The 21396-nt window shown below is 67.8% G+C and carries 20 protein-coding genes and 1 tRNA gene; 10 read left to right on the plus strand and 11 right to left on the minus strand.

Features of this window, described 5'->3' with window-relative positions; translation table 11 throughout:
* Positions 1-4: 4 nt before the first annotated feature.
* Positions 5-1801 (minus strand): extracellular solute-binding protein, encoded by a 1797-nt coding sequence (locus QTH87_RS12960; RefSeq protein WP_286609499.1) that lies wholly within the window; start codon positions 1799-1801, stop codon positions 5-7.
* 37 nt (positions 1802-1838) lie between these two features.
* Between QTH87_RS12960 and fabI the strand changes: the two genes are divergently transcribed.
* Both fabI and QTH87_RS12970 read left to right on the plus strand, forming a co-directional pair.
* Positions 1839-2630 (plus strand): enoyl-ACP reductase FabI, encoded by a 792-nt coding sequence (gene fabI, locus QTH87_RS12965; RefSeq protein WP_286609500.1) that lies wholly within the window; start codon positions 1839-1841, stop codon positions 2628-2630.
* Between the two features lie 95 nt (positions 2631-2725).
* On the plus strand, positions 2726-3622 hold the full coding sequence (locus QTH87_RS12970; RefSeq protein WP_286610387.1) for a DNA ligase: 897 nt from the start codon (positions 2726-2728) through the stop codon (positions 3620-3622).
* A 5-nt stretch (positions 3623-3627) separates the two neighbouring features.
* Here the strand turns inward: QTH87_RS12970 and phnX are convergent, their stop codons facing one another.
* The 5 genes from phnX to QTH87_RS12995 are packed head-to-tail and all read right to left on the minus strand — an operon-like array spanning position 3628 to position 9504.
* Complete coding sequence (gene phnX, locus QTH87_RS12975) at positions 3628-4443, minus strand: phosphonoacetaldehyde hydrolase (protein WP_286609502.1); 816 nt, start codon at positions 4441-4443, stop codon at positions 3628-3630.
* Between the two features lie 27 nt (positions 4444-4470).
* The gene (locus QTH87_RS12980; protein WP_286609504.1) at positions 4471-5601 is read right to left on the minus strand and encodes a TIGR03364 family FAD-dependent oxidoreductase; all 1131 of its coding nucleotides are present in this window, start codon (positions 5599-5601) and stop codon (positions 4471-4473) included.
* Between the two features lie 27 nt (positions 5602-5628).
* The gene (locus QTH87_RS12985; protein ID WP_286609505.1) at positions 5629-7332 is read right to left on the minus strand and encodes a putative 2-aminoethylphosphonate ABC transporter permease subunit; all 1704 of its coding nucleotides are present in this window, start codon (positions 7330-7332) and stop codon (positions 5629-5631) included.
* 14 nt (positions 7333-7346) lie between these two features.
* A complete protein-coding gene (locus tag QTH87_RS12990; RefSeq protein WP_286609507.1) occupies positions 7347-8444 on the minus strand; it encodes a putative 2-aminoethylphosphonate ABC transporter ATP-binding protein in 1098 nt (365 codons plus the stop codon).
* A gap of 28 nt (positions 8445-8472) precedes the next feature.
* Positions 8473-9504, minus strand: coding sequence for a putative 2-aminoethylphosphonate ABC transporter substrate-binding protein (locus QTH87_RS12995; RefSeq protein WP_286609508.1), 1032 nt, complete (start codon positions 9502-9504; stop codon positions 8473-8475).
* Between the two features lie 159 nt (positions 9505-9663).
* On the opposite strand from QTH87_RS12995, the gene QTH87_RS13000 reads away from it, so the two are divergent.
* Genes QTH87_RS13000 through QTH87_RS13010 form a run of 3 tightly spaced genes read left to right on the plus strand, consistent with a single transcriptional unit; the run spans position 9664 to position 11823 of the window.
* On the plus strand, positions 9664-10383 hold the full coding sequence (locus QTH87_RS13000; protein ID WP_286609510.1) for a phosphonate utilization associated transcriptional regulator: 720 nt from the start codon (positions 9664-9666) through the stop codon (positions 10381-10383).
* 10 nt (positions 10384-10393) lie between these two features.
* Positions 10394-10942: a phosphonate degradation HD-domain oxygenase gene (locus QTH87_RS13005; RefSeq protein WP_286609513.1), complete on the plus strand. Its 549-nt coding sequence runs from the start codon at positions 10394-10396 to the stop codon at positions 10940-10942.
* Between the two features lie 11 nt (positions 10943-10953).
* On the plus strand, positions 10954-11823 hold the full coding sequence (locus tag QTH87_RS13010) for an EamA family transporter (protein WP_286609514.1): 870 nt from the start codon (positions 10954-10956) through the stop codon (positions 11821-11823).
* On the opposite strand, the gene QTH87_RS13015 is transcribed toward QTH87_RS13010, so the two are convergent.
* A complete protein-coding gene (locus tag QTH87_RS13015; RefSeq protein WP_286609515.1) occupies positions 11786-14188 on the minus strand; it encodes an arginine/lysine/ornithine decarboxylase in 2403 nt (800 codons plus the stop codon). The two genes, QTH87_RS13010 and QTH87_RS13015, sit on opposite strands and share 38 nt — an antisense overlap.
* A 169-nt stretch (positions 14189-14357) precedes the next feature.
* Here QTH87_RS13015 and QTH87_RS13020 point away from each other — a divergent pair.
* Positions 14358-14448: transfer RNA gene (locus QTH87_RS13020), tRNA-Ser, on the plus strand.
* Positions 14449-14593: 145 nt separating this feature from the next.
* Complete coding sequence (locus tag QTH87_RS13025; protein WP_286609516.1) at positions 14594-14956, plus strand: hypothetical protein; 363 nt, start codon at positions 14594-14596, stop codon at positions 14954-14956.
* Positions 14957-15074: 118 nt separating this feature from the next.
* Here the strand turns inward: QTH87_RS13025 and QTH87_RS13030 are convergent, their stop codons facing one another.
* The 4 genes from QTH87_RS13030 to QTH87_RS13045 all read right to left on the minus strand — a co-directional run bounded on the left by QTH87_RS13030 (position 15075) and on the right by QTH87_RS13045 (position 18771).
* Positions 15075-16280 (minus strand): branched-chain amino acid ABC transporter substrate-binding protein, encoded by a 1206-nt coding sequence (locus QTH87_RS13030; RefSeq protein WP_286609517.1) that lies wholly within the window; start codon positions 16278-16280, stop codon positions 15075-15077.
* A 123-nt stretch (positions 16281-16403) separates the two neighbouring features.
* Complete coding sequence (locus QTH87_RS13035) at positions 16404-16826, minus strand: hypothetical protein (protein ID WP_286609518.1); 423 nt, start codon at positions 16824-16826, stop codon at positions 16404-16406.
* Entirely contained in the window at positions 16826-17263 is a 438-nt protein-coding gene (locus QTH87_RS13040; RefSeq protein WP_286609519.1) for a DNA polymerase III subunit chi, read from the minus strand. Before QTH87_RS13040 ends, QTH87_RS13035 begins: the two co-directional genes overlap by 1 nt.
* Complete coding sequence (locus QTH87_RS13045) at positions 17260-18771, minus strand: leucyl aminopeptidase (RefSeq protein ID WP_286609520.1); 1512 nt, start codon at positions 18769-18771, stop codon at positions 17260-17262. The genes QTH87_RS13040 and QTH87_RS13045 overlap by 4 nt, the downstream gene beginning before the upstream one ends.
* A 21-nt stretch (positions 18772-18792) precedes the next feature.
* Between QTH87_RS13045 and lptF the strand changes: the two genes are divergently transcribed.
* From lptF to QTH87_RS13060, 3 genes are read left to right on the plus strand one after another with little or no spacing between them, the layout of a single operon-like run.
* Positions 18793-19902, plus strand: a complete 1110-nt coding sequence (gene lptF, locus QTH87_RS13050) for an LPS export ABC transporter permease LptF (protein ID WP_286609521.1) — start codon at positions 18793-18795, stop codon at positions 19900-19902.
* Positions 19899-21005 (plus strand): LPS export ABC transporter permease LptG, encoded by a 1107-nt coding sequence (gene lptG, locus QTH87_RS13055; protein WP_286609522.1) that lies wholly within the window; start codon positions 19899-19901, stop codon positions 21003-21005. The genes lptF and lptG overlap by 4 nt, the downstream gene beginning before the upstream one ends.
* Positions 21006-21010: 5 nt before the next feature.
* On the plus strand, positions 21011-21379 hold the full coding sequence (locus QTH87_RS13060) for a sirohydrochlorin chelatase (RefSeq protein WP_286609524.1): 369 nt from the start codon (positions 21011-21013) through the stop codon (positions 21377-21379).
* The last annotated feature ends 17 nt before the right edge of the window (positions 21380-21396 follow it).

Below are 21396 nucleotides of genomic sequence, written 5' to 3' on the forward strand. Positions count from 1 at the left end.
TGCGCTATTTGTTGGCGGGCGATGCCCACCAGGTGCTCATGGCCCAGCTGTCGGACTCGTAGTAGGGAGGAATGGTCGGGGGCAACTCGAAGGGCTTGGCACGGTAGCCGATCAGGAAGGCATCCCCATAGTATTGCGGCACCGAGTAGTGGCCGTGCGTGAGCACGCGGTCGAGCGCACGCAGCGCGGTACGCAGCTCGGGCCGCGTCGTGGCGGTCACGACCTTCTGCAGCAGCGCATCGACCGCGGGATCGGCGATGCCCCAGATGTTGCGCGAGCCCGGCGTGGCAGCGGCCTGCGAGCCGAACAGCTCGAGCAGCTCGCCGCCCGGGGCGGTCGATCCGGGCAGGCGGACGCTGGTCATCTCGAAGTCGAAGTTGTCCATGCGCTGCTGCGCCAGCGAGAAATCGACCGTGCGGAAGTTCATCTGGATGCCGAGCTTTTGCAGCGCGGTCTGGAACGGCGTCGCGACCCGGATCAGCGACGGTTGGTCGTTGAGGAACTCGATCGTGAAGGGCTCGCCCTTGTCGTTGCGCAGGGCGCCGTCGCGGTACACCCAGCCGGCCTCGGCCAGCAAGGCGCGCGCGCGGCGCAGGTTCTCGCGCAGGCTGCCGGGCGGCGCCGTGCTCGGCGACAACGCGGCCGGACCGAACACCTCGGGCCGCAGCTTGTCGCGCAGCGGCTCGAGCAGCGCCAGTTCCTCGGCCGAGGGCAGCCCGGTGGCGCGGAACTCGCTGTTGGGAAAGTAGCCGTCGACGCGCTTGTAGATGCCGTAGAACAGCTGCCTGTTGAGCCATTCGAAGTCCATCGCCAGCCCGATGGCCTCGCGCACCCGGATGTCCTTGAACTTCGGGTCGCGCGTGTTGAACACGTAGCCCTGGAAATCGCCGGGGTTCCTGTTCTCGAAGGCGCGCTTGACGATCTCGCCCGAGTCGAACTGCTTGCCCTTGTACTGGCGCGCCCAGTTGCGCGAGGTGAACTCGCGCATGAAGTCGTATTCGCCGGCCTTCAGCCCCTCGAACTTGGCAGTCTCGTCGAGGTAGATCCGGTAGGTCACGCGGTCGAAGTTGAAGAAGCCCCTGCGCACCGGCAGGTCGGCACCCCAGTAGGCCGGATCGCGCACGTAGGTGATGTCCCGGCCCATGCGCGGGTTCGGCAGCTTGTAGGGCCCCGAGCCGATCGGCACGTCGGTCGTGATCTGGTCGAAGGGCTTTCCGCCGCCCCAGGCCCGGCTGAAGACAGGCATGCCGCCCACCACCAGCGGCAGTTCGGGGTTGGGGTTCTGAAATTCGAAGCGCACCGTGCGGTCGTCGAGCGCCTTGACGTCCTTCACCTCGGCGTAGAGGGTGCGGAACTGCGGCGCCGCGAGCTTGCCGGTGAGCGTGCGGAAGGAATGCACCACGTCGGCCGCCAGCACCGGGCTGCCGTCGTTGAAGCGGGCCTTCGGGTTGATCCTGAAAGTGGCGGATTTCTTGTCCGCGGGCACGTCGACGTCTTCGGCGAGCAGGCCATAGGCAGTGGTCGGCTCCTCCGAATTGCCGGTCAGGAGGCTCTCGAACATCAACCCGCCGATGCCGTAGGGGGCGGTGCCCTTGAGGGTGAAGGGGTTGAACTTGTCGAAGTTGGTGGGCCGGGTCGGCGGCACCATGCGGATCTCGCCGCCCTTGGGCGCCTTGGGATTGACGTAGTCGAAGTGGCTGAACCCGGCCGGGTACTTGATGTCGCCGAACTGGGCATAGGCATGCGCCGCCCAGGAAGGAAACGCACACAGCAACAGCAAGGAAAACCAGAGAACCCGCATGCGAGAATTCTGCCCAAGATTTACACGAGGTCGTCCCATGGGCTTTCTTTCCGGCAAAAAACTTCTGATCACCGGCGTTCTGAGCAACCGTTCGATCGCCTACGGCATCGCCCGCGCCTGCCACGCGCAGGGCGCGGAACTGGCGTTCAGCTATGTCGGCGAGCGCTTCAAGGACCGCATCACCGAGTTTGCGGCCGATTTCGATTCCAAGCTGATCTTCGACTGCGACGTGGGCGATGACGCCCAGATCGAGCGCCTGTTCGCCGACCTGGCCCAGACCTGGCCCACCTTCGACGGCTTCGTGCACAGCATCGGCTTCGCACCGCGCGAGGCGATCGCGGGCGACTTCCTCGACGGCCTCTCGCGCGAAGCCTTCAAGGTGGCGCACGACATCAGCGCCTACAGCTTCCCGGCCATGGCCAAGGCCGCCCTGCCCTACCTCAACGACAAGTCGGCGCTGCTCACGCTGACCTACCTGGGCGCCATCCGCGCGCTGCCCAACTACAACACCATGGGCCTCGCGAAGGCCTCGCTCGAGGCCTCGGTGCGCTACCTCGCCGAATCGCTGGGCCCGAAGGGCATGCGGGTCAACGGCATCAGCGCCGGCCCGATCAAGACCCTGGCCGCCAGCGGCATCAAGGACTTCAGCAAGCTGCTCGGCGCCGTCACGAAAATGTCGCCGATCCGCCGCAACGTCACGATCGAGGAAGTCGGCAATGTCGCCGCCTTCCTGCTGAGCGACCTGGCCAGCGGCGTGACCGCCGAGATCACCTACGTCGACGGTGGCTTCAGCCAGGTTGTCGGCGGCCTGACCGAGCCCGCGGCCTGAGCGGCGGGAGAGCCCCTGCACTCCATAATGCGGAGGTCGCTCGCAGAAGCGTCGGGGAGTCGGTCTTGCAAGTCTTCGTTCGTGCGGTCCGTGCCATGCAGGCGCGGGCCGGGACGGCAGCGTCGCCGCCCATCGCCGGATCGCGCCGCGCGCTGATCCTCGGCGGCCTCGCAGCCGCCCTTCTACCGCTCGGTGCGTTGCGTACGGCTGCAGCTGCAGCCGCGCCGCCGCTGATGCTCGCCGGTGTCTATCGGCGCGGGATGCCGCTCGACGACTACTGGGTCAGCGAGAAATACGACGGTGTGCGCGCGTACTGGGACGGCCGGCAGCTACGCACCCGCGGCGGTGAAACCATCGTCGCACCCGCCTGGTTCACGGCGCCGCTGCCCGCGACGCCGATGGACGGCGAGCTGTGGGCAGGCCGCGGCCGCTTCGAGCTCAGCGTGTCGACCGTTCGCAGCCAGACGCCCACCGACGCCGCCTGGCGCGAGATGCGCTTCATGGTCTTCGACCTGCCGGCCCAGCCGGGAGACTTCACGGCGCGGCTGGCCGTGCTGCGCCGGTTGCTGCCGATCACCGGCGCCACCTGGATCGTGCCGGTGCCGCAGCAACGCGCGACCACCCACGAGGCGTTGCAGGCCTTGCTCGACAAGACCGTGAAGATGGGCGGCGAAGGGCTGATCCTGCATCGCGGCGCCTCGCCCTATCGGGCAGAACGTACGGTCGACCTGCTCAAGGTCAAGCCCTTCGACGATGCGGAGGCACGCGTGGTCTCGTACGTCGAAGGCCGCGGCCGCCATGCCGGGCGCATGGGCGCCCTGTGGGTCGAGACGCCCACCGGCCAGCGCTTCAAGCTCGGCACCGGCTTCAGCGACGCCGAGCGCAACCGGCCGCCGCCGATCGGCAGCTGGGTCACCTACCGATACCAGGGCACGACCGCCAAGGGCCTGCCGCGCTTCGCGAGCTTCATGCGCGTGCGCGAGGACGGCTAGACCGCTCAGGGCCTGGCGCCTTCGGCCAGCCGGGTCTCGATGTCCGAAATCACCGGCAGCAGGTCGGCCACGCTGTCGATCACGTAGTGGGCACCGGCCGCCCGCAAGCTGGCGCCGGCGGCGGTGCGCAGCTCCTGCTGGCGACCGGCATCCAGCGCCTGCCATTCGGCCAGCGAGAGGCCGACCGCGTTGCCGCTGACCGCGAGTCCGACGGTCCAGGTACCCGCGTTCAGGCCCTCCTCGATGCCGACGCCGGTGTCGTCGACCTTGACCACCGTCGAGGGCGGCCAGACGCCGAGGTCGGCAAAGCTGCGGTACATCATGAGCGGCGACGGCCGGCCCGCGGCCAGGTCGCCGGCGCAGACCAGGTTGTCGGGCACATAGCCGCCAGCGGCCGCGATAGGCGTCACGATGTCCATGATCGGCCGGTTGTAGCCGGTGGTCGATCCGATCTTCAGGCCACGTGCGCGCAGGGTGTCGACCACCTGCACCGCGCCCGGAATGAAGGCGGCGAAGTCGGCCACGATCGCGGCGTTCATCGGCGTGAAGATCTCGTAGAGGTGGTCGACGTCGGCATCGCCGAAGTCCTTGCCGTGGCGCTCGCGCCATTGCGCCGCCACGTGCGGCAGCATGCCCAGGGCCTTGATGTGGTCCCACTTGGCCACGCCCATGGGGCCGCGCGCGTCCTCGATGGTGAGCGCGATGCCGAACTGATCGAACAGCTTCACGAAGGCGCCCATGGGCGCGCAGGAGCCGAAGTCGATGATGGTGCCGGCCCAGTCGAAGACGACGGCGGAGAGTCGGGGTGCGGGTGAGGTCATGGTGCAGTGTCTGGAAGATGAAAGGTGCTACCAGGCCGCGAATACGTCCTCGGCAATGCCGAAGGCTGTGCTGGCGCCGGTGCCGCTCGTGACCAGCACGAGCCGCGTGGCGTCGTCGGGTTCATCGATCAGGCAGTCGGTCTGGTCCGACGACGGGTAGAGGCCGACCCAGCGTTCGGTGACGCGGGCCTGCCCGAGGTTCAGCGCCCGCTGGAGGTGACCCAGGATCAGCTCGTCGACACGCTCGTCGGCGAAGGGCTCGGGTGCCGCGCCGTAGTGATGCGAATCGCCGACCACCAGCGAGCCGTCGGCGCTCTGCACCACGATCAGGTGGATTCCGTGGGCCAGGGATTCGGCTTCTTCCTGCTGCAGCTGCGCGAGCAGCTTGCGGGCCGCCGGCAGCTTGCTGTAGCCGTGGTAGCGCACCAGGCTCAGGTCCGCCATGACCGACCCCGGCAGCCTGAAGCCCGGCTCCGGCCGCACGCGCAGCATGTGCAGCAGGCACAGCTGCAGCCGGTGCGACGCGATGCGATCGGCGAACAGGCCGTTGAGCTCGGTGTTGGTGCAGACCACCACGCGTTCGGCATGCAGCATCGCCCGCGCGGTCCGCACCCGCGGGGTCGCCACCTCGAGCACGGCTTCACCGAAGCGGAAGACGACGCCCATCGCCTCGCCCAGCCAGCGCGCCAGCAGGCCGATCGCGGTTCGCGATTCGACCCGCATCTCGTGCGGGCTGTAGAGAACGCCCTGCGCCCCTTCGAGCCGCAGCGCGGGGGCCCGCGCCGCGGCCTGCGAGGGCGCGAGCAGTTCGCAGCCCTCGGCCATCGGCGTGACCATGAATTCCTCGAGGACGGCCAGCGCCTGCGGCCTGGAGGCCGTGAGCCACAGGCCGTGGTGCACGGCCTCGATGCCTGCCGCCGGGGCGACCTCGCCCCAGACCTCGCGCGCGCGTCGCGCCCGGCGCCAGGTGTCGCCCGCTCCCTGGCCGGTCACGGTGATGAAGCCGAAGTTGCGGATCGAGGCGCCGACGCAGGCGGCGTCGCGCTCGACCACGCAGACCTTGAGGCCGCGCCGCGCAGCGGTATAGGCGTGCGCAAGGCCGACGATGCCGGCACCGACGACGATGAGATCGAAATGGAGGGATGCGTTTTCAGTCATGGCAGATGGGGTGCGAAAGGCACGGGCTCAGCGGGCCGGGCTCCGCCAGGCCTGGGTGCGCCGGTCGACCAGTTTGCCGACCGCAAGATACAGGAGTGTGACGATCGTCGAGACGCCTGCGATCATCACCGCCATGGCCGCCGCCGCGCCGCTCTCGCCGGCCTCGTCGAGGTTCAGGATCGCGACAGCTGCGACCTTGGTGTCGGGCGAATAGAGAAACACCACCGCCGAGATCGTGGTCATCGCGTTGATGAAGAAGTAGCGCGACACGTCGAGCAGCGTCGGCAGGCAGATCGGCAGCGTGACGCGCCAGGAGGTCTTGTAGAAAGGCACCTTGAGCGAGGCCGACACCGCCTCGAATTCGGGATCGATGGCCTTCAGCGCAGTGACCATCGTGAGGTGCCCGGTGGTGTAGAAATGGACCACGGTGCACAGCACCAGCAGCGCCATCGACTGGTACAGGAAGTTGAGCGGATTGCCCGGCGCGTTGAAGAAGAAGATGTAGCCCAGGCCGAGCACCAGCCCTGGCACTGCCATCGGCAGCATCGCCATCAGCCGGATCAGCGAACGCGTCGTCTCGAGCCCGCGCGTCTTCTCGAGCAGATAGGCCCCCACGAAGACCGACGCCGTGCCGAACACGGCGGTCGCCGCCGCCAGCTCGATGCTGTTGAGCATGGCGACGCCGAGTTCGGCATCCACCAGCCCCGACACGTAGTGCACCAGGCTCGGCGCCAGGTTGTAGGGCCAGAGCGTCGCGAAGGATGCGAACACCGCCATCCCGAACATCGCGAGCATCAGGGCCGCGATCAGCATGCAGAACAGCGTCATGGCGCGATCGAAACGCGGCGCCGGCTTCGGCTGCAGCGCGACCGCGCGCGCCGACAGGGTGGCGGTCTGGCGCCGCTGCACCGCGTGGTCGATCGCGAAGGTCAGTGCGGCCGGGACCAGCAGCAGCAACGCGACCACCGCGCCGCGCTGGAAGTCCTGCTGCCCGATCACGAGCTTGAAGACGTCGGTCGCCAGCACGTTGAAGTTGCCGCCGACCACCTTGGGTACGCCGAAATCGGTCATCACCAGCGTGAAGGTCACGAGCGCGGCCGACACCAGGCCGTACTTGGCGCCGGGCAGCGTGATGGTCAGGAACCGGCGCAATGTGCGCGTGCCGAGCGCATCGGCCGCCTCGTAGAGCCGCGCATCGGCCAGCGTCAGCGCCGTGACGAGGATCATCAGCGTGTGCGGAAAGGTCGCGAAGCATTCGGCCAGCACGATGCCCGGCGCACCGTAGATGCCCTCGAAGCCGAGCGCGAGCCAGAAGTCCCTGGCCACGCCCTGGTTGCCGAACCAGTAGATCAGCGAGATCGCCGACAGCAGCGAGGGGGCAAGCAACGGCAGCAGCGTGATGGCCCGGAACAGGCCCTTGAACGGCATGCAGCTGCGCGTCAGCGCATAGGCGAAGGTGAAGGCCAGCGGCACCACGATCAGCGTCACGAGCAGCGACACCCAGACGCTGTTCCAGAGGCTCTGCAGCAGGGCCGGCGAGGCCAGGTAGGCCGCGAAGGCGCCGGCGCCCCCACCCTCGGGCGACTCGAGCGCCTTCGAGAGGATCAGCAGCAGCGGCGCGACCAGCCCGACCAGCAGCAGCAGCGCAGTGCCGACCAGCGCGATCTGCCCGAGCCGATCGCTCGAGGGCACTCGCTGTCTGAGCGTGGGGGGCTTGAGCACCGCCGACATGGCCTGCCTGCGATTCAGGCCGCGTCCGCAGCTGCAAACACCCGGACCCGATCGGCGCGCAGGGCGAAGCGCAGGCGGGCACCTTCGCGCACGTCGAACTCGTCCATCTGGTTGAGCGAAAACTGCAGCTGCAGCGGCTGGTCCGGAATGGCGTCGACCAGCACTTCGGCCAGGCAGTTGCCGCCCAGGAACTCGACGTTGCGCACCGTGCCCGCGCAAAGCAGCGGATCGTCGTCGCGCACGCCTTCCATCACGCGATCCTCGGGCCTGAGGTAGAGGGCTACCGGACGGCCGGGCCGGAAATCCGCGCCGGCACCCGGCGTGCATTGCAGGCGAAGTTCGCCGCAACGAAACCAGCGGTCGCCCTCGGCTACCGCGCGCAGTCGATTGGCCTTGCCCACGAAGTCGGCCACGAACGCCGACGCCGGCTCCCGGTAGACCTGCATCGGCGTGCCGATCTGCTCGATCGCGCCATGGTTCATGACCACGATGCGGTCCGCCACCGACAGCGCCTCTTCCTGGTCGTGCGTGACCATGACGGTGGTCACGCCGAGCTTGCGTTGCAACGAACGGATCTCGTTGCGCAGGTGCACGCGCACGATGGCGTCGAGCGCCGACAGCGGCTCGTCGAGCAGCAGCAGACCGGGCGAGGTCGCAAGCGCCCGCGCGAGCGCGATGCGCTGCTGCTGGCCGCCCGACAACTGCGCCGGGTAGCGCGCTCCGCTTCCCGGCAGCCCGACCAGAGAGAGCAGTTCCTCGACCCGCGGCGCGGCCTGGACGCGCGACTGCCTGCGGTTGACCAGCCCGTAGGCCACGTTGTCGGCCACCGAGAGGTTGGGGAACAGCGCGTAGGACTGGAACATGATCCCGTAGTCGCGACCGGCCGGCGGCAGTACCGAGATGTCGCGGCCGGCCTGCAGGATCGTGCCCGAGGTCTGCATCTCGAGACCCGCGATGATCCGCAGCAAGGTGGTCTTGCCGCAGCCCGAGGGGCCCAGGAAGCAGACGAACTCGCCGCGCCGGATCGCGAGGTCGATGCTCTCCAGGGCCGTGAAGGCCCCGAAGCGCTTGTGGATGCGCCGCAGGTCGAGGTAGGTCGGGTCGTCGCTCATGGGTCGTGGCGCAGGCAGTGGCGCCGCCCTACTTCTTCTCGCTCTTGGCGTCGTAGCGCTTGGACCATTCGGCCAGCGTGCGCTCGCGGCCCGCCGCGGCCTGGTCGAAATTCATCTTGATGAGGCGCGACTCGTAGTCCGCGGGGATGTTGGCCAGCTTGGGCGCCACGCCGGGCTGCGCGGTGAGCGCGAAGTTCTTGCCGTAGAGCATCATCGCGTCCTTCGACGAGGCCCAGTCGGCGAGCTTCTTCGCTGCCTCGAGCTTCTTGGTGCCCTTGTAGATCGCGAAGCCCTCGAGGTCCCAGCCCAGGCCTTCCTTGGGGAACACCAGCTCGATCGGCGCGCCCTTGGCCTTGTTGGTGTGGCCGCGGTATTCGAACGAGATGCCGGCGACGTACTCGCCCGCTGCCGCCATGTTGCAGGGCTTGGAGCCCGAATGGGTGTACTGGCCGATGTTCTCGTGCAGCGCGTCCATGTACTTCCAGCCGCCGCCCTTGCCGCCCTCGTCGCCCCACAGCTGGAGCCAGGCCACGACATCGAAGTAGCCGGTGCCCGAGGATGCCGGGTTGGGCATCACGACCTGGCCCTTGAACTCGGGCTTGGTCAGGTCCTTCCAGGTGGTGGGCAGCGCAATGCCCTTCTTCTTGGCCTCGACCGTGTTGAAGCACACGACCGCGCCGAACACGTCCATGCCCCACCAGGCGGGCGGGCTGTTCTTGTCGCGATACTGGGACATGATCGCGTCGAGGTTCAGCGGCGCATAGGCTTCGAGCATGCCGTTGCGCTCGAACAGCGCCAGGCTCGATGCCGCCACGCCCCAGATCACGTCGGCCTGCGGATTGACCTTCTCGGCCAGCAGCTTGGCCGTGACCACGCCCGTGGAGTCGCGCACCCACTTGATCTCGATGTTCGGCTGGACCTTGTTGAAGGCTTCCTGGTAGGCCTTGAGCTGGTCGGTCTCGAGCGCGGTGTAGACCGTGAGCTGGGTCTTCTGCGCCCACGCACCTGCAGCGAAGGCCAGGCCGAGCGTCGCGGCCAGCATCGATTTCCAGAACTTCATGAATGGACTCCTGACGTTGATTGGGGTTGATCACCACCGCGCGAGGTGCAAGCACTTCGTGGTGATCGGCATCCAAGCAAGTTCAGGGCCAAAACTTCCCGCCGCGGTCATTTGTGTAAATCGTAGACAATCTACAAGCGACAACCTACGATCAAGGCCATGCCGGGACCGAACCCCACCCACGCCGCCATCGCCCAATTGCAGGGCAATTCGCTCGCCGATCTGGTGCAGACCGAGATCGAACGCATGATCCTGGACGGCGAACTGGCGTCGGGCACCAAGCTCACCGAGGCAGCGCTGGCCGAGCGGCTGGGCGTCTCGCGCGGCCCGGTGCGCGAGGCCTTCCGCATGCTCGAGGAGGCGGGCCTGGTGCGCACCGAGAAGAACCGGGGCGTGTTCGTGCGCGACGTCCCGATCGAGGAAGCGCTCGAGATCTTCGAGGTCCGCGCCGTGATGGACCTGTATGTCGGCCGCAAGGTCGCCCAGTGCATCCGCCCGCCCGAGGTCCGCGAACTGCGGCAACTGCTGGAGGCCATGGAGCAGGCCGGCAAGGCCGGCGATGCGCCCGGCTACCACCGCTTCAACCTGATGTTCCACGATCGCCTGCTGGCGCTGGCCGGCAACGCCAAGCTCACGGCCACCTACGGCCGGCTCATCAAGGAGCTGTCGCTGTTCCGGCGCAAGAACCTCACGACCGAATCGATGCACGTGTTCTCGCGCGAGCACCGCCAGATCGTCAAGGCGATCGCAGCGGGAGACGCCGACGCGGCCGGGCAGGCCATGTACCAGCACGTCATGAACAGCCGCGAGCGCACGCAGCGCAACCACGAGTCGCAGTCGCTGCGCATGGCCCGGCCCAGCGAACACTCGCCGGCCTGAAGCGCAACGCATGTCCCTGACCCTGTCCGACATCCAGACCCTGTTCGAGCGCCGCGGCGGCGAGCAGTACAGCGGCGAGCCCGTCACCCAGCTCCAGCATGCGCTGCAGACCGCGCAGCGCGCCGAGCAGGAGGACGCCGACGACGAACTGGTCACCGCGGCCCTGCTGCACGACCTCGGCCACCTGCTCAACGACCAGGGCGAATCGCCCACGCTGCGCGGCATCGACGACCTGCACCAGTACTTCGCCCTGCCCTTCCTGCGAGGTGTCTTCGGCGAACGGCTGCTGTGTGCCATCAAATGGCACGTGGACGCCAAGCGCTACCTGTGCGCGACGCAACCCGCCTACTGGCAAAGCCTCTCGGACGATTCCAAGCGCAGCCTCGAGCTGCAGGGCGGCGTCTTCCCGACGGCCGAGGCCGAGCGCTTCATGAGCCAGCCCCACGCCGCCGAGGCAGTGCGCCTGCGCGTCTGGGACGACCTCGCCAAGGAAGCCGGGCGCCCGACGCCGCCGCTCTCGCACTACCTCGCACGCGCCTGGCGCTGCCTGCGAGCCTGAGCGACCCGCCCGTGGCGCTCACCGGCCCGATCGTCCTTGCCGTCCTGTGCGCCGCCCTGCTGCATGCGGGCTGGAACGCGCTCATCAAGTCGGGCGGCGACAAGCCCCTCGACACCGCACTGATCCACGGCCTGGGGTTCGTGGTGGCGATACCGCTGCTGCTCCACACCGGCCTGCCCGAACCCGCCGCCTGGCCCTACATCGCGGCCTCGCTGGTCATCCATCTGGGCTACTACGTCGCACTGGCGGGCGCCTACCGGCACGGCGACCTCGGTCTCACCTATCCGGTGATGCGCGGCTGCGCGCCGATGCTGGTCGCGATCGGCAGCCTGCCCTTCATCGGCGAGGGGGTCTCGCCCGCCGGCTGGATCGGCGTGGCGGTGATCAGCATCGGGGTCGTCGCGCTGGGCCTCTCGCGCTCGGCACTGCACGGCGGCGACGAGGCAACGCGCCGCAAGGCGCTCGGGTTCGCACTCGCCAACGCAGCCATCATCGCGCTCTATACGGTGGTGGACGGGATCGGCGTGCGCGCCTCGGGCGACGCCCTGGCCTACGTGGCGGCGCTGTTCCTGTTTGACGGCCTGCCCTATCTGCTGCTGGTGCTGTGGCGGCGACCGGGCCGGCGCCGCGCCGCACTGGCCTACATGGCCGGGCGCTGGCCGGTCGCGCTGATCGGTTGCGTCGCCTCGCTGGCCAGCTACGGTATCGCGCTCTGGGCCATGACGCGCGCGCCCGTGGCCGTCGTGGCGGCGCTGCGCGAGACCTCGGTGCTGTTCGCCGCCGTGATCGGCACCGTGCTGCTGCGCGAACCCTTCGGCTGGCAGCGTGGCGCCGGCACGCTGCTCATCGTCGCGGGCGTGATGACCTTGCGGCTGGCTTGACGGCCGTCGGCTTGGCAGTCACAGGTGCGGCGAGAGCCGGCTTGGCGGCGGCCCGCTTGACGGTCCGCGCCGGCTCGATGGTGGCCAGCGCCGGCGCCTCGACCCGCACGCAGTCGGCGTAATAGCGCTTCTTGCCGGTCTCGTCGATGCGCCCGACCAGGCCGTGGATGTCGGTCTCGAAGCCCGGGCACTCGGTGTTGAACTCGCGCGCGAACTTGAGGTAGTCGACGATCTTCTTGTTGAAGACCTCGCCCGGGATCAGCAGCGGAATGCCCGGCGGATACGGCGTGATCAGGCTGGTCGTGATGCGGCCCTCGAGATGGTCGATCTCGACCCGCTCGGTCTTGCGGTGCGCGATGTGGGCGAAGGCGTCGCTCGGCTTCATCGCCGGCGTGAGGTCGCTCAGGTACATCTCGGTGGTCAGCCGCGCGACGTCGAAGCGCGCATAGAGCTCGTGGATGTGGTGGCACAGGTCGCGCAGGCCGAGCCGCTCGTACTTGGGCTGCGCCTGGCAGAACTCCGGCATGATCCGCCACATCGGTTGGTTGCGCGCGTAGTCGTCCTTGAACTGCTGCAGCGCCGTCAGCAGCGTGTTCCAGCGGCCCTTCGTGATGCCGATCGTGAACATGATGAAGAAGCTGTAGAGCCCGGTCTTCTCGACGATCACGCCGTGCTCGGCCAGGAACTTGGTCACGATGCTGGCCGGGATGCCGGTCTTGGCGAACTTGCCGTTCAGGTCCAGGCCCGGCGTCACGATGGTCGACTTGATCGGGTCCAGCATGTTGAAGCCGTCGGCCAGCTTGCCGAAGCCGTGCCACTTCGCGGTGCGCGACTCGCCCTTGATGATCCAGTCGTCGGCACGCCCGATGCCTTCGTCGACCAGCTTCTCGGGGCCCCAGACCTTGAACCACCATTCGTCCTTGCCGAACTCGGCCTCGACCTTGCGCATCGCGCGGCGGAAGTCCAGCGCCTCGAGGATGCTCTCCTCGACCAGCGCGGTGCCGCCGGGCGGCTCCATCATCGCGGCGGCCACGTCGCAGCTCGCGATGATCGCGTATTGCGGGCTGGTCGACGAGTGCATCAGGTAGGCCTCGTTGAAGAGGTCGCGGTCGAGCGCCCGGTTCTGCGAATCCTGCACCAGCACGTGGCTGGCCTGGCTGATGCCGGCCAGCAGCTTGTGGGTCGACTGGGTGGCGAACACCAGCGAATCCTTCGGCCGCACGCGCCGCTTGCCCATCGCGTGATAGGCGCCGTAGAAGGGATGGAAGGCCGCGTGCGGCAGCCAGGCCTCGTCGAAGTGCAGCGTGTCGACGTAGCCGTCGAGCATGTTCTTGATGGTCTCGGTGTTGTAGATCACGCCGTCGTAGGTCGACTGCGTGAGCGTCATCACGCGCGGCTTGACCTTGTCGGGGTCGACGTGGGCGAGCAGCGGATTGGCTGCGATCTTGGCCTTGATCGCCGCCGGCTCGAACTCGCTCTTGGGGATCGGGCCGATGATGCCGAAGTGGTTGCGCGTCGGCTTCATGAAGACGGGAATGGCGCCGGTCATGATGATCGCGTGCAGGATCGACTTGTGGCAGTTCCGGTCCACCACCACCACGTCGTCGGGCGCCACCGTGTGGTGCCACACCATCTTGTTGCTGGTGCTGGTGCCGTTGGTCACGAAGAAGCAGTGGTCGGCATTGAAGATGCGCGCCGCGTTGCGCTCGCTCGCCGCCACCGGACCGGTGTGGTCGAGCAGCTGGCCCAGTTCCTCGACCGCGTTGCAGACGTCCGCCCGCAGCATGTTCTCGCCGAAGAACTGGTGGAACATCTGGCCCACCGGGCTCTTGAGGAAGGCGACGCCGCCCGAATGGCCCGGGCAGTGCCAGGAATAGGAGCCGTCCTCCGCATAGTCGATCAGGGCCTTGAAGAACGGCGGCTGCACGCCTTCGAGGTAGCTCTTGGCTTCGCGAATGATGTGGCGCGCCACAAACTCCGGCGTGTCCTCGAACATGTGGATGAAGCCATGCAGTTCGCGCAGGATGTCGTTCGGGATGTGGCGCGAGGTCTTGGTCTCGCCATAAATGTAGATCGGCACGTCGGCGTTCTTGCGCCGCACTTCGCCGATGAAGGTACGCAGGCTCAGCACCGCAGGGTCGAGGTCGGGGCCGACCGTGAACTCCTCGTCGTCGATCGACAGGATGAAGGCGCTCGCGCGGCTCTGCTGCTGCGCGAACTGGCTCAGGTCGCCGTAGCTCGTGACCCCCAGCACCTCGAAGCCCTCGCTCTCGAAGGCCTGCGCCAGCGCGCGGATGCCGAGCCCCGAGGTGTTCTCGGAGCGGAAGTCCTCGTCGATGATGACGATGGGAAAGCGGAATTTCATGCGCAGGGCTCCGGACAGGCAAATAGGCGCGAAGTGTACGGAATTCGGATGAAGCTTCGCATCGCAGGGAAACGAATCCGTCGTTTCCTCCCCACCGCGCATCGCGGCCCTGCAGGCTCGGGCAACGCGCGCCGGGAGCCTCTCGGCGCACTGCTACAATCGAAGGCTCGGAGCGGTGGATGAGCGGTTTAAGTCGCACGCCTGGAAAGCGTGTGAGGGTTAATAGCCCTCCGCGGGTTCGAATCCCGCCTGCTCCGCCAGAAAAAATCGTCTCCTGCAGCTTCCAACTGCAGTCCGGATACGTACTCGAAGCCCCGTTCACCGGGGCTTTTTTGTTCCCTCCGCCCAGCGCGGCCCATGCGGCGTACCATCACCGCGCACGACTCTCTTCCGAAGGAGCCCGCCATGGCCGGAACCAGCCACTCCCAGCCGCAGAACGACCGTACGCCGCTCGACCATTCGGCGGGAACCACCCGCACTGTCGCCGCCGACGTCAAGCGTGCCTCCGAGGATCTGCTGGTCATCAACACCGTGCTCGAACAGGAACTGCCCGAGGAATTGCAGGTCGGCGACGTCGCGCAGGCGATCGAGCACACGGGACATCTCGAGAAGAAGCTGGCCGAATCGGCCGAGAGCCTGGCTCAGGTGCATGAGGCGCTCGAGCAGGAGATCGAGAAGCGCAAGAAGGTCACGGCGCAGCGCGACGCCAGCCAGGCACTGGTCGAGAAACTCAGCACCAACGACCCTTCCGCCACAAGTGGCAACTGAAGGCGAAGGCCTGCCGAGCCTCGGCACGCTGCCCGCTCCGGTCGTCAGGCGGACATGAAAAAAGGGGCCCGAAGGCCCCTTTCGATTGATGGCGTCGCGAGACGCCACGCACCAGTGCTCAGCGCACCACGGCGATCTGCGTGCGTGCACCGTTCTTGTAGGTGTACAGCGTCAGCGCACCATTCTTGATGTCGCCCTTTTCGTCGAAGGCGATCGGGCCGGTCAGGCCCTTGTACTCGACCTTGCTGACTTCCGGCAGGTACTTCTCGGGGTCGGCGGAACCGGCCTTCTGCATCGCTGCAGCCAGCACGTTGACCGCGTCGTAGACGTAAGGTGCATAGATCTGCACTTCGACGCCGTTCTTTTCCTTGAACTTGGCCTTCCAGGCATCGAGCGGAGCCTTGAAGTCGCCGTCCACGCCACCGGCTTCGGCGCACACCACCATGTCTTCGCCGATCGCATCGCCGGCCAGCTTGGCCAGTTCGCCGGTGCACAGGCCGTCGCCGCCCATGAACTTGACGTTCATGCCGAGCTGCTTGACCTGCTTGAGCATCGGGCCGCCGACCGCGTCCATGCCGCCGAAGAACAGCACGTCGGGCTGGGCGCCCTTGAGCTTGGTCAGGATGGCGTTGAAGTCGGTCGACTTGTCGGTCGTGAACTCGTGGCCGACGACGGTACCGCCAGCGGCCTTGACGGCCTTCTCGAATTCCTCGGCGACGCCCTGGCCGTAGGCCGTGCGGTCGTCGATCACGGCGATCTTCTTGCCCTTGAGCTGTTCGACCGCGTACTTGCCCAGCGTGCCGCCGAGCTGCGTGTCGTCAGCCACCACGCGGAACGTGGTCTTGAAGCCCTGGCGCGTGTACTTCGGGTTGGTTGCCGATGGCGAGACCTGCGGGATGTTGGCGTCGCTGTAGAGCTTGGAAGCCGGGATGGTGGTGCCCGAGTTCAGGTGACCGACCACGCCGTTGACCTTGCTGTCGACCAGCTTCTGGGCCACGGCGGTGCCTTGCTTCGGATCGGCTGCGTCGTCTTCGGCCAGCAGTTCGAACTTGGCGACCTTGTCGCCGATTTTGATGCCCTTGGCATTGAGGTCTTCGATCGCCATGCGGGCGCCGAACTCGTTGTCCTTGCCGAGGTGGGCGATTGCGCCGCTGGTCGGAGCGACATGGCCGATCTTGACCACGATCGCGTCGGCCGGGGGAGCGGCGGGAGCGGGTGCGGCTGCGGTCGGTGCGGGAGCCGCAGGAGCAGCTGCTTCTTCCTTCTTGCCACAAGCCACGAGCGCGAGAGCGGCCAGGGCGACAGCAGTCCATTTCAATTGCATGGGAAACCTCCAGAACATGGATGAATAGAGTTGATAACCGGTCTTTGGATCCGGGCTCCGATCCTTGAGCAAGTATCGCGCCGCGGATGCGCAGCGCCCGCGCGCTTTCGACCCGCGCGCAGTTTAGCCCAAGGATTGCGGGCGGAATGCTGGCGTAGACCCGGGGTTGTCCGTAAGCTCGCGCGCCAGCGCTTCGCTCACGAGGGCACGCAGAACGCCCTCGATTTCGGCGCGCAACGCCGGGATCATGGTGTCGAGATGGAGCTGGACCGCGGCCCCCACCGCGTCGCTCACGCGCTCCTCGAGCGACAGGTCGACGCGCTGCAGCACCCGGTGCAGCAACTGCTCCTCGAGGCGGAACGATTCGGCCTCGGACAGTTGCGCCTCGGGACTCAACGCCACCGCCTGCGAGGGCTCGGTGACGACCGGCGGCGGGTCGGCCGCTGCGTGTGCGGGCTCGGCGGGCGGCTGTTGGAGGACCGTCGGCTCGAGCACGGTCGTCAAGGTCGGCACGAAGCGCGGCGGCGTGCGCGGACCGTTGCCCATCAGGCGGCGCCTCCACCGTAGGCATGGGTGCGGATCGCGTAGCCGCGGTCCTTGTAGTGACGCCAGCGCGCCCTGCCCGCCTGGCGGTCGGCATCGTCGCTGCCGACGATGTCGATCAGGCGTTCGAAACGTTCGAAGCGCGCGGGAAGGCCGGCGCCGAGATTGACCAGCACCGGGCGGTCGGGCAGCACGTCTGTCGCCTCGCGGGCCAGCACCACCGGCGAACGCGCAACGACATGGGGCGCGTCGTCGCTTCTGCAATGGGCCACGAAATCGGCCGGCGCCAGTCGCCACAGTGCCTGATCGAGAGTCTCCAGCAGCGCGCCCTCGCCCACCACCACGAGCCGGGCCCCGTGGCCGGCCACCGCCTTGCGCAGCAGGCGCGCGGCGTAGCCCACCTTGTCGGGCATGTTGTAGTGGCCGTCGATCTCGGTCACTTCGCGGCCCGGGCCTTGGCGGACTTGGCCTTGGGCTCGGCGGCCTTCGTACCGGCCGGCACCGGGCCGGCGCCGCGGGCCAGCAGGTAGCCCAGCAGCAGGCCCACCGGTCGGCCGGTCGAACCCTTGGCCGCGCCGCTCTTCCAGGCCGTGCCCGCTATGTCGAGGTGGGCCCACGGATAGTCGCTCGCGAAGCGCTGCAGGAACTTGGCCGCCGTGATGGCACCGCCCGCGCGTCCCGCGATGTTGGCCACGTCGGCGAAGTTGGTCTTGAGGCCCTCGGCGTACTCGTCGTCGAGCGGCATCCGCCAGCAGCGGTCCTGCGCCGCCTCGCCGGCGGACTCGAGGGCCGCGGCGAGCGTGTCGTCGGCCGAGAACAGGCCGCTGCGCACGCCGCCCAGGGCCACCACGCAGGCACCCGTGAGGGTCGCGATGTCGATCACGGCGGCCGGTTCGAAGCGCTTGGCGTAGGTCAGCGCATCGCACAGGATCAGGCGCCCCTCCGCGTCGGTGTTGAGCACCTCGATCGTCTGGCCGCTCATGCTCGTGACCACGTCGCCGGGCTTCAGCGCGCGGCCGTCGTTCATGTTCTCGCAGCTCGGCACGAGGCCGACCACGTTGATCGCGGGCTGGATGTCGCCGAGCGCGCGGAAGACGCCCAGCACGCTGGCGGCACCGCACATGTCGAACTTCATCTCGTCCATCTCGGCCGCGGGCTTGAGCGAGACGCCGCCAGTGTCGAAGGTGATGCCCTTGCCGACCAGCACCACGGGCGCCTGGGACTTGGGAGCACCCTGGTAGCGCAGCACGATGAAGCGCAGCGGCTCGGACGAACCCTGCGACACCGCGGCGAACGAGCCCATGCCGAGCTTGGCCACTTCCTTGGGGCCGAGGACCTCGCATTTGATGTTCGGCAGCTTGGCCAGGCCCTGGGCCGCTTCGGCCAGCAGCGTCGGCGTGGAATGGTTGCCGGGCCGGTTGCCCCATTCCTTGGCAAGCTCGATGCCGGCCACGGTGGCGCAGGCCCGGTCGAAGGGAGCGCGCAGCGCCTCGGCGTCGGCCACGCCCATCACGACCTGGCGCAGCGTACGCGGCTCGGCCTTGGACTTGGTGGTGGTGTACACATAGCTGGCATCGGCCGTGGCGAGCACCGCCGCGGCCAGGCCCGCGGCGTCGACCGGCTGGGCAAAGACGACGGCGGCCCGCTTCGGGTTCGCGGCCTTGGCCGCGTTGACCGCCGCGATGACGGCGCTGCGCACCGACGCCGGCAGGCCGTCTCCGATGGAGACCAGCAGCACGCGCGGCGCGGCGACGCCTGACGGCCGGTACAGCGCGAGCGTCTTGCCGGCCTTGTCGGCGAGGTCGCCGGCCTTTCGCGCCTGCGCGATCAGGCTGCCAAGGACATCGCCGGGAGTGAGAGAGGTTCCGGCAGCCACGAGCACGATGAGGGCATCTGCTTTCTCGGTGGCGGCCTGGGCGGTGGAGAGGGTCTTGAGTTGAAAGTCCATAATCCTTTTTTTCCCTCGACGATGTTATTCCATTCCTCTCTACGCAAGGAGCTGTCGCGCAGCTTCGGTGCCACGCTCGTGGTGCTGGTCACCATCGTGATGACGATGATGCTGATCCGCACGCTCGGCCTGGCGTCCAAGGGCAGCGTGAACCCCTCCGAGGTCTTCCTCGTGATGACCTATACCGTGCTCGGCTACATGCCGACCATCCTGAGCCTCTGCCTGTTCATCGCGATCGTCGGCACGCTGTCGCGCATGTACCGCGACAGCGAGATGGTGATCTGGTTCTCGAGCGGGCGCGGCCTGGCCAACTTCGCGCGGCCCCTGTTCCGCTTCGCCTGGCCGATCCTGCTGCTGATCGCGGTCTTCTCGCTGGTCGGCTGGCCCTGGGCCAATTCTCAGACCCTGAACATGCGCCAGCGGTACGAGCAGCGCAGCGACATCGAGCGCGTATCGCCCGGTGAATTCCGCGAATCGGCCGGCCGGCTGCGCGTGTTCTTCATCGACAAGGATGCGCCCGACAGCGCCACCGCCAACAACGTGTTCATCTCCTCGGTCGAGCGCAACCTGCGCATCGTGACCTCGGCCAAGAGCGGCCGCATGGAAGACATCAACGGCATCCGCTACCTGATGCTCGGCAACGGCCAGCGCATCGAGCAGCCGCTGCAGCCCACCGGCATCAAGATCAGCGAGTTCGAGACCTACGGCGCGCGGGTCGGCGGCCGCGCAGTCGATTCGCTCGACGCCACGCCGGTGCGCGCACGCAGCACGCTGACGCTGCTTCGCGACCCCAACGCGGTCAACCGCGCCGAGCTGGCCTGGCGCATCGGCCTGCTGCTGGCCGGGGCCAACTTCGTGCTGCTCGCGCTCACGCTGTCGAGCGTCAACCCGCGCGTCAGCCGCAGTGGCAACCTCCTCTTCGCGCTGTTCGCCTTCGTCGTCTACTTCAATCTGCTCAACCTGGGCCAGAACTGGATCGCCTCGGGCCGCTTCAGCATGCTCGGCTTCATGGCGCTGCTGCACGGCGGCATGCTGCTGCTGGGCCTGCTGTGGCTCGGCAAGCGGCAGTTCAACTGGGCCCTGCCGAGGCGCGGCGCGCATCGCCCGACCGACAAGGCACTCGTCTCTTGAAAACCATCCGCCGCCTGATCTACGTCGAGGTGCTGAAGGCCGTCACCTTCGTCGCCCTGGGCTTCCTGAGCCTGTTCTTCTTCTTCGACTTCGTCGACGAGCTGCAATCCATCGGCAAGCCCGAATCGCTGGGCTACGGCGCGCCGCAGGCACTGCTCTACGTGGCCCTGCTGATCCCGAGCCACCTGTACGAGCTGCTGCCGATCGCCGTGCTCATCGGCACCATCTTCGTGATGGCCCGGCTGGCACAGAGTTCCGAATACACGATCCTGCGGACCAGCGGCCTCGGGCCCTGGCGGGCGCTGCGCACGCTGCTGCTGCTGGGGCTGGCCTTCGTGATGCTGACCTTCGCGATCGGCGACTACATCGCGCCGGCCTCGGACCGCACCGCGCAGCTGCTCAAGGCGCGCTACCAGCCTTCCCTGTCGCTGATCGGCAATACCGGTGCCTGGCTCAAGGAACGCCAGGGCGACTCCTCGTTCGCGGTCAACGTGGTCTCGATGGCGCGCAACGGCACGCTCAAGGACCCGCGCATCCTCGAATTCGACAGCCGCGGCTTCCTGGTCTCGCAGGTCTCGGCGCCCCTGGCGATGGTCGGCCATGGCCACTGGACGCTTGCCGGCGCCGAACGCCAGCAGTTCGACACCCGCGGCGCCGACAGCGCGCGGATCGTGACCACCACCGTGCCGATCCTCGAATGGCCGACCTCGCTGAGCAGCGAAATGGTCTCGGTGGCGCTGCTGCGCCCCGACCGCATGCGCACGCTCGACCTGTTCGACTACATCCGCCACCTGGAAGCCAACGGGCAGACCGCGCAACGCTACGAGATCGAGTTCTGGCGCAAGGTGTTCTATCCGCTGTCCTGCCTGGTGATGATCGTGCTGGCCCTGCCCTTCGCCTACCTGCATTTCCGGCAGTCGGGGATCACGACCTACGTCTTCGGCGGCGTGATGATCGGCATCAGCTTCTTCCTGCTGAACAACGTCTTCGGCTACCTCGGCAACCTGGGCAACTGGCGGCCATGGGTCACGGCGGCGGCGCCCGGCTTCATCTATTCGTTGATGTCGCTGGGGGCCTTCAGCTGGCTGGTCATCCGGCGCTAGCGACGATGCCCGGCGCACTCGGCATCGTCCTGTTCGCGCACGGCTCGCGCGACGAGCGCTGGCGGGCGCCGGTCGAGGCGGTGGCGCGCCAGGTGGCGACGCTCGACCCGACGGCGCTCGTGGCCTGCGCCTACCTCGAGCTGGTCGCGCCCGACCTGCCGACCGCGGCCGGCGCGCTGATCGCCGCGGGGGCGCGCCGCGTGCGCGTCGTGCCGCTGTTCCTCGGCATGGGCCGGCATGTGCGCGAGGACCTGCCGCAACTTCTCGACGAACTCCGGGCCAGGCACCCGGCCGTCGAATTCACGCTGCGCACGGCGGTCGGCGAAGACTCCGAAGTGGTCGCCCTGCTGGCCCGAAAGGCGCTCGAATCCTGAACTTTTGCTGCTTTTGA

Origin of the sequence: Variovorax jilinensis (genome assembly GCF_030316885.1) — a bacterium.
GTDB classification, from domain to species: domain Bacteria; phylum Pseudomonadota; class Gammaproteobacteria; order Burkholderiales; family Burkholderiaceae_C; genus Variovorax; species Variovorax jilinensis.

What these genes read in the sequence shown, in the direction of transcription:
- QTH87_RS13005 (WP_286609513.1), top strand. Translation starts at nt 10,394, where the DNA reads ATGTCCCTGACCCTGTCCGACATCCAGACCCTGTTCGAGCGCCGCGGC.
- QTH87_RS12985 (WP_286609505.1), bottom strand. Translation starts at nt 7,332, where the DNA reads ATGTCGGCGGTGCTCAAGCCCCCCACGCTCAGACAGCGAGTGCCCTCG.
- QTH87_RS12960 (WP_286609499.1), bottom strand. Translation starts at nt 1,801, where the DNA reads ATGCGGGTTCTCTGGTTTTCCTTGCTGTTGCTGTGTGCGTTTCCTTCC.
- QTH87_RS13035 (WP_286609518.1), bottom strand. Translation starts at nt 16,826, where the DNA reads ATGGGCAACGGTCCGCGCACGCCGCCGCGCTTCGTGCCGACCTTGACG.
- QTH87_RS13025 (WP_286609516.1), top strand. Translation starts at nt 14,594, where the DNA reads ATGGCCGGAACCAGCCACTCCCAGCCGCAGAACGACCGTACGCCGCTC.
- phnX (WP_286609502.1), bottom strand. Translation starts at nt 4,443, where the DNA reads ATGACCTCACCCGCACCCCGACTCTCCGCCGTCGTCTTCGACTGGGCC.
- QTH87_RS13060 (WP_286609524.1), top strand. Translation starts at nt 21,011, where the DNA reads ATGCCCGGCGCACTCGGCATCGTCCTGTTCGCGCACGGCTCGCGCGAC.
- QTH87_RS12995 (WP_286609508.1), bottom strand. Translation starts at nt 9,504, where the DNA reads ATGAAGTTCTGGAAATCGATGCTGGCCGCGACGCTCGGCCTGGCCTTC.
- QTH87_RS13030 (WP_286609517.1), bottom strand. Translation starts at nt 16,280, where the DNA reads ATGCAATTGAAATGGACTGCTGTCGCCCTGGCCGCTCTCGCGCTCGTG.
- QTH87_RS13015 (WP_286609515.1), bottom strand. Translation starts at nt 14,188, where the DNA reads ATGAAATTCCGCTTTCCCATCGTCATCATCGACGAGGACTTCCGCTCC.
- QTH87_RS13000 (WP_286609510.1), top strand. Translation starts at nt 9,664, where the DNA reads ATGCCGGGACCGAACCCCACCCACGCCGCCATCGCCCAATTGCAGGGC.
- QTH87_RS13045 (WP_286609520.1), bottom strand. Translation starts at nt 18,771, where the DNA reads ATGGACTTTCAACTCAAGACCCTCTCCACCGCCCAGGCCGCCACCGAG.
- QTH87_RS12990 (WP_286609507.1), bottom strand. Translation starts at nt 8,444, where the DNA reads ATGAGCGACGACCCGACCTACCTCGACCTGCGGCGCATCCACAAGCGC.
- QTH87_RS12970 (WP_286610387.1), top strand. Translation starts at nt 2,726, where the DNA reads ATGCAGGCGCGGGCCGGGACGGCAGCGTCGCCGCCCATCGCCGGATCG.
- QTH87_RS12980 (WP_286609504.1), bottom strand. Translation starts at nt 5,601, where the DNA reads ATGACTGAAAACGCATCCCTCCATTTCGATCTCATCGTCGTCGGTGCC.
- fabI (WP_286609500.1), top strand. Translation starts at nt 1,839, where the DNA reads ATGGGCTTTCTTTCCGGCAAAAAACTTCTGATCACCGGCGTTCTGAGC.
- lptF (WP_286609521.1), top strand. Translation starts at nt 18,793, where the DNA reads ATGTTATTCCATTCCTCTCTACGCAAGGAGCTGTCGCGCAGCTTCGGT.